This is a genomic window from Deltaproteobacteria bacterium (assembly GCA_019309545.1).
Classification (GTDB): domain Bacteria; phylum Desulfobacterota; class Desulfobaccia; order Desulfobaccales; family Desulfobaccaceae; genus Desulfobacca_B.
In genome coordinates this window covers 1-7,395 of record JAFDGA010000052.1, presented here as the reverse complement: position 1 = coordinate 7,395, position 7,395 = coordinate 1, and the positions used below count along the sequence as shown (strand labels likewise).

The window sequence follows — 7,395 nt, the reverse complement described above, 5'->3', positions numbered from 1 at the left end:
TACCTGGCAGAATTTTGCTACCGTTTCAACCGCCGCTTCTGGGAACCGCAAATGTTTAACCGGATGCTTCATGCTTGTCTCAATTCGGATACAAGCACTTTTGCAGAGCTAAGGGCATAATCAATAATCATAATTAAACAAAACATCCCCCCCCGAGCGGTTCTGACTCTGTTGGGCCTCCAGGCTAAGGTAGCGGTTGACCCGGTAGTTCAGGCGCACCTGGGTTGGATTCTTCTGATTAGAGGGGTTGGACTTGCGTTCAACGGTTAGGGTCAGGCCCTTGGCAAGAGGTTTGACCACCCCCAGAGTTCCTTTACCGGTTTTCAAGCTGACATTGCCTAAGACCGGGAAATCCTCGCCCAGAAAATCTTGAATCTTTTGGGCGGTAATACCTCCTAAAACCCCCACCGCCTGCTGGCTCACATTGAATTCCTCCTGGCTCAGGTTTCCGGTGGGTCGGCCAAAAAGCAGATAAGAAAGTATATCATTGGGAGGCATGGAAGGGTCACTGGACAACTCGATCTTGGGATTATTCAGCGGCCCGGAGGCATTTACCATAAAAGTGGCATCGGTCATCTCATGAACTGCTTGGGCTTCTAAATATGGTTCTTGGTGGGGGACTCCCGGGAAATCTACGATTCCTTTTGTAATTTTGAACTCGCGATCATATACCTCAATACTACCCTCTAAAGTTCGGACGGTTCCTCCTAACTGGATTGCTTGGTGCGGCAGTTTGCTGATGCGGAGATGCAGAGCCAGCTCCACTTTGGCGAGTTTATCAATGATCCAGATGTCTTCCGGACCATCAACCCTCAGGTCGATCTTCATATTTTCCATCAGCTCCGGAGTTGCGGTAGGTTCGCTCTCGGCTTCTTCCTGCCGCACCATAACAATATCCTGATGCCTACCAGTCGCCGAACCGGATTGGATGAAATCGGTGCCGAGAGAAGCCTGGGGAATGGTCACCTGCCCCTTTAGCACTAGAGCCATTAAGGGACCGTTCAGGTTGATGTCGCCAGTAGTGTAAGCCTCCAACCCGGCGCGCCCCAATACCTTAAAATTATCGAATTGGGCCCGAGCCCTGATATGTTCATGGGTAAAACCCGCCAATTCCACGTTTCCGCTCAGTTTGGCCGTTCCTGAGCTCTTCAGGGTAAGTTGTGGCAGACTTATTTTCTGGTTTTGTATCCGTATTACTCCGGGAAGCAACTTATAGGGCAGACCGGCTTGCCGCAGAGTTAGCTCCCCCTCACCCCACCGGATCTCGCCGGACATCCGGGGCTGGTCCATGGTTCCCTGTAATTCCGCCCAGAGGTCCAGGGAACCCTCGGTTTTTTCCAGTTCTTCACTGAAAGCCGTCAACATGGCGAGGTTGGCTCGCTCTCCCCGGAGGCGGAAATACAGCTCCTCGTCCAGTTGGGCAAGTTGAAAAGGGATAATGGAAAGTCGCAGAGGTATGCGACCTTCCCAGGTAAAACGGGCTTTGGAAGGGCCTTCTTGCAGGCCGCCGTTGAACTGGAAGAGGGTGGGGCGATAGCTCAAGCTGGTGGTAAGGGATTGGAAGGAAAGATGTTTCCAGCCTCCAGAGAGCAGACTTATCTGTCCCTCAATTTCCGGCTGTTCGGACCGGCCGGATAAAGCTATCTGGGCGTTGAGTTTCCCTCGTAAATCCTTTATTTTGGCTAATTTTACCGGCAAGTCGCGAGCCTCCAGGCGAGCTGCAATTTGTTGACCTTTAAGCCGGGCCTGGATAATTACCCGACCTTCATCGACCTGGAAGGTGGCGGGTTCCAATTCCAGGCCAGGAGAGAACCGGGCGCATACTGGTCCAAGATTGTGGGCCGAAACTTCGAACAAACGAAACCGGGCCTGCTGCAGAATCAGGGACAACGGACTAGCACTCAGATCCAGGCTGCCTCGGAGCTCAGCCTGCGGGCCATCGGGGGAGGTGGCCTGGAGATTAAAATTCCAGTTTGATGTTTGGCCCTGGCCTTGGAAGCTGGCCTGGTGAAAAAGTCCGGCCGGGGTATTAAGGTTTTTGGCCTGGAGGTCCAACTGTCCCGAGTCCGGGGGCAGGCCCTGGCCCTCAACCTTGAGGAACAAGGATTTCACCCCGAAATTATCCCAGGAAAGGGCTTGGCCCCGGACCTGCAAGGTGTATTGGGGAGCGTGTTGGTGGCCTTGGAGCGAGCCTTCCCAGGCCAGGGAGCCCCCCCACGCCGCGGGCACCGGCCAGTTGCCGCCGCGCAATGATTTCCCGCGATGGGTGAAATCAAGCCGCTCCCCTTTCAGAGAGCCCTGGAGTTCCGCCTGCAAGTTCCCCAGATGTAAGCGGAGTTGAGGAATATTCAGATTGGGACTCTCATAAGTCAGGCGTCCCCGTAACTCTTTTAAAGGATGCTCACCCAGACGCCCGGTGACCTCCAGTTCGCCGGCGGCCACGGCCCGGCTCCAAGACGACAGGTCCGGCACCCGAAAGCTACCGGTAAGCTTACCGCTAAACAGGCTGCCTGACGGCACCCCTAGACCCAAGAGCGCAGGTTGAAAGTCCTTAACCTGGAGTTTTACGCTGCCTTTGGGGGCCGCCAGTAAGGAGCCTTGGGCGTTAAGGGTTAAACCGCCGAAATTGCTCTGGATAAGGCTTTCCAGCTTTTGTTGCTGAGCATTACCTTTAAATACGACTTCAATCGGCTTAAGTTCCGCCGCACCATAGTTAAAGGAATTGACCTTAAGCCGCCAATCAAATTGCGGCGGCGGCCAGGCCAGACCGGCCCCTTTCAGGTGGAGCCGGATATTAAGCGGCGTAGCCTGTTTATATTGCGCAGCCCGGGCCTGGTCCAGGGCCGCCAGCATCTCCGGGGTCAGGCCTTCCAGGCTGAAGGTTAGATCATAGCTCTGCTTTTCCTCTTCCTGACTCAGCAGGCCGTTTAAGGCATAGGCGGCCTGGTGAATCTGGCCTCCTAAGCTGAGTTCCATTCTGGCCCAGGTGCCTTGCAACTGCAATTTTCCGGTCGGTTCCCAGCCCGTCGGCCACTGGGCCCAGAATTGCCTGATCAGAGCATTCGGCAGAGGACCGATCTTGCCACCCAGTTGGATCTCCCCGGCTTTCTCAACCAAGGCGACCTGCCCCGCCAGGTTAAGCAGGGACTGCTCTTGAGATTCCACTACCAAGGAAGGAAGTTTAAGAAGCTCCGGACTGAGCGTAAGACGACTGGCCAGCCGGTAGCGCCCCCAGGGAGTGGTGACGGCTAGCTTAACCTTTTTCACCTCCAGGATCTGCTCGGGCTTAAGGGGATGGAGAAGGCCGAAGGCCAGATCGAGATCCAGGTCCTGAAAGGTCTTGCGCTCCCCGGCCTGAATGATGGTAACTTCCCCGGCTTGGATCAGAATTTGGGAAAAACCCAGGGCCCGTATCGGCAAGGACACCGGCGTCGGAGGGCCTTCGGAAGGCGGAAGAATTTTAGTGACATTCCACTGCCCCTGCTGATCTTGCTCAAGGGTAAGGTGAGGTTTATAGAGGGCCAGTCTGCTAATCAGCGGCTGTAGCCTCAAAAGCGAAGTAAATGAGAGGCGTATTTCCAGACTGCGGGCCCGCAGGACTTCCCCCTGGGGGCTGGTAAGCACAATATCATTAAAAAAATATCCCGTAAACGGAGTACCCTCGATTTCCTGGACGGTTAATTCGCCCTGAATCTGACCCTGGGCCGCAGCCACAATTTTTCGTCCTGCCCAGGCCCAGAACATATCGGACCTCAAGATCATCCAGGCCGCGAAGCTGATGATTAATAAGATCACCATCACGGTGAACAGAAATTTGCGAAGTCGAGGATAACTAGTCATAGCTTTTATAAAATTACCACATTAAGTGATTATCGCAATGCTGAATTTGACGCCCAGAACCCTTTTCCTATCAGTTTGGCGCCAACTTTGCGTTAACCTTGGTCAGCTTGAACAGCTTTAAAAGGCCTGTCCGATAGTAAAATGAATGCGATAATCATCCTTGTGGCGATCGATGGGATTGAGGGGGAATCCGATATCGACCCCGACCGGGCCAATAGGACTGCTATAGCGTAAGCCAAAACCCGCCGAGTACTTCAACTGACCGACATCCAGATCTTCGACCAATGGGTAAACATTCCCGAAGTCCAGGAAAACGACGCCGCGAAATTCCTTATAAAGGGGAACTCGGGCTTCCAGACTGCCTTCCAACAAGGCATTGCCTCCGATCGGATTGCCTGCCGAATCCCGGGGGCCTAAATAATCCAGGCGATAACCACGTACACTATTATAGCCGCCGCAGAAAAAACGCCGATACAGGGGGATTTCGTCAGTAGACTGAATAGGTTCAATAAGGCCTAACTTGAGGCGGGCCGCCAGGATAAATTTTTTGCCGCCAATCCCCTGATAGCGCCTGCCTTCCAGTACCGTCGAACCAAACTGCAGATTCGAGCCTAAAAAGTTTGAGGCCAGTTCTCCCTCTCCAAATAATAATCCTCCCTCGGTAGGATCGACGCTATTATCGGTCGTTTCTTGACGCAACCCCAAAATTGCCGAAGAAATTCGGAAAAGTTCATCAGATTCAGGCTCTCGTAAAAGCTCTTTGGTTTCGGGATGGATGTCATAATAGCGCGTGAAGAGAAGATTATGACCAAAATGAAGACGAAAATCCCAAGGCAGGTCCCGCTCCAGGCGGGATTGAGTGTAGTACGTCCGGTTGGTATAGGCCGGCAGATCTTCACGAATCCAGCCGCCCTGAATAGCTAGGTCAAAAAAACTGGCCCAGAGTTGGGGATTCATGAAGATGGCTTCGACCCGGGATTCGATGCTGGAATACTTGGATTCCAGATCCAACACTCGCCCCCCACCTCCGACATTCCTGGTGCGCAGGGCTAAGCGCGCCCGTAATTCTTCCTCATCCCCGTATCCCAGCCCCAGTTTGATTGATCTTTTTTTCTTCTCCTTGACCTTGACCGAAATCGGAATATAGCGTTCTTTCTCCGGTACTTCTTCGGGAGTAAGCGCTACGCTCTCAAACAGGTCCAGCTTGTAAAGGTTTCTCTGACTGTTATAGATTTCCTCAAAATTAAAAATCTCTCCCTTCTCAAAGGTTAATTTCCTGAGAATAATATATTCTGGAGTTTCTTGCTCTCCTTCGACACTGATTGCCCCAAAATAGGACAAGGGTCCGGGGATAACTTTCACCCGGATTCTGGCGGTGTTCTTGACATCGTCCAAATAGATCTTGCCCTCCACTGTGCCCCGGGGATAGCCATGGTCTAAGAGATAGTTGAGATACAAGCGCTTGAGTTCTTCATAGTTGCTTTCAATGAAACGCTCCCCGGGTTTTAAAGGCCATTGGTCCTGGAGTGTGGAGAGCTCCACCGCAAGGAACGTGTTGGCAATCTCAATATCCACGTCTGTTACTTCAACCCAAGGGCCTTCGTCGATGTTCACCTCCACTTCCACTCGTCCCTCTTCATCCTTTTGTATTTTGGGGGTGATGCGGGCGTGATAAAACCCTTGCTGGCGATAAAAGGCCTGCAAACGTTCTACATCTCTTTCCAGTCCCTTTGGCTTGAAGGGGGGCAGTTTTTTCCAGGGCCAGCGGGATGGCAGGGTGAGTGTGAGTTCTTCTTTAATATTGTTAGTAGGAATAATCTGGTTGCCGGTAATTGTCAGGGAGCGGAGCGACAGAGGGGCATCCTCTTCTTCAAATCGGGTCATGCCAAGGCTTACCCAAGAGATTAATATTGCTAAGGTAAGTAACAGAATAATAATTTTCCCTGAAACCCGGTTCAAATTTTGCATATAAAATTATTCACCTGAACCATTGATTAAACCATAAAGCGACCTCTTAATTAGGCAATCAACAACTTACGACCCGACCCTAAAATACCCGGGAATTGTCCTCTGTTACCCAGGCAGCCTTTTTCTGAACTTCCCGCCCGATTTGTAAGTTTTTTCCCCGGCCTTAATAATGCTTATCAGGATTTTATTAGGTTCCCAAGATCATCTTTAAAACCACCGGCCAGGAATTGGTTTTAGAGAATTTTGGCATATATTCCAACCTCATGGCCTGGTTTTGCGCCCGCTCTCCAAACCTAAGAATCAGATAAGTTACTCCAAAACCATTATTATACTTGATTACTATTTTAACATTATTTCATCAGTTGACAATAACTTAGACAATCTCAGCAATGTCCGGTTAAGTTTTTGCGTGCGTCTGTGTTGCAAGCCCATGATCAGAGATTGCCTTATTTTCAAGTTTAAGCCCACGGATCTCGTTAATGATTTTGATTCGTAATTCTCTAACTCTTTTTTAAACCCTTTAGTGGAGTGCGATGCCGCGATGTTTAGGCGAAAATTTCTCTGGCCTTTTTCCTGGCCTCAGGATAGTTTGAGGAATTTGAATTTCCGGAAAAAATTTGTTATCTTACAATAATTCTTGGAATCAGCTGATTTCTGTGGGGGATGAAAAAATCGCGCCAAAAAGCTATAGGAACCGAATGATTTTTAGCTGTCTGGTGGTGTGCTTCTGTCTGGTCGCCCTGGGAGCCACCAGCAGGGCAGAAGAACCGGACTACCACCGACTGTGCCAGGAGTTAAAAAAATCCGGGTTTAAAATCGTTTACTCCGGTTTAGCTTACGGTGTCCCGTTCGTCGAAATCGAGATCCCCCAGGACTTTTCCATCACCCGCCTCTGTCGGCGCGTCCCCAGCTTCAACCGCGATTTTGATCAATGTCGGAACAGAATCTCCTTTTTCAACGCCCTCCACCCCTCATATATCAAGACCCGCACCCGAGAGCCGTTCTCCATCGAAAGCAGTACGCTGCGAGTTCCTTTAGATCTTTACAAAATGCCAGAGATTTTCCCGGCCTATGACAAGTCCTTGGTGCAGCATGGTAAATACCTGCTGGTAGATATTGGCAAGGGCTTTCTGGCTTTTTACGTCGCGGGAGAACTCAAGCGGGTATTTCCAATTTCGGCCGGGGCTCCGGGCCAAAAGACGCCCTTAATCACCTTTGCGGTCCAGGCCAAGTTTCAGAACCACTGGTCCACTATTTACGAGACCTGGATGCCGTGGGCTCTGCTGCTCCAGCGGCCGTACTACATTCACGGCGGTGCCCTCCCCGGCAAAAACGATTCTGCCGGCTGCATCCGATTATTCACCCATCATGCCCAGGAATTGTTTGACCTGGTAGAGGTCGGTACCCCGGGCCGCATCATCCACACCCCTAAACTGGACCGCACGCATCCGGTCCCTTTCTGCCGCTAAGGGTCTTCACCCTTCCCCGACCGACATTGGCAAAGGGCCTTCTAATCTCACGGGAAAAAGAGAAATTGCGGCAACGGCAAGAGATGCTTGCTGCCGCCCTCGATCTTTTCTCACAGAA

4 protein-coding genes are annotated in these 7,395 nt (G+C 51.5%); 2 read left to right on the top strand and 2 right to left on the bottom strand.

The features are described from left to right. A partial coding sequence (locus JRG72_11025; GenBank protein ID MBW2135735.1) for an IS1595 family transposase occupies positions 1-120 on the top strand: 120 nt, incomplete at its 5' end. On the opposite strand, the gene JRG72_11020 is transcribed toward JRG72_11025, so the two are convergent. Both JRG72_11020 and JRG72_11015 read right to left on the bottom strand, forming a co-directional pair. Beyond that, positions 121-3,840 (bottom strand): translocation/assembly module TamB domain-containing protein, encoded by a 3,720-nt coding sequence (locus JRG72_11020; protein ID MBW2135734.1) that lies wholly within the window; start codon positions 3,838-3,840, stop codon positions 121-123. Between the two features lie 117 nt (positions 3,841-3,957). Beyond that, on the bottom strand, positions 3,958-5,724 hold the full coding sequence (locus JRG72_11015) for a BamA/TamA family outer membrane protein (GenBank protein MBW2135733.1): 1,767 nt from the start codon (positions 5,722-5,724) through the stop codon (positions 3,958-3,960). 782 nt (positions 5,725-6,506) lie between these two features. On the opposite strand from JRG72_11015, the gene JRG72_11010 reads away from it, so the two are divergent. Continuing rightward, positions 6,507-7,277, top strand: coding sequence for a L,D-transpeptidase (locus JRG72_11010; GenBank protein ID MBW2135732.1), 771 nt, complete (start codon positions 6,507-6,509; stop codon positions 7,275-7,277). The last annotated feature ends 118 nt before the right edge of the window (positions 7,278-7,395 follow it).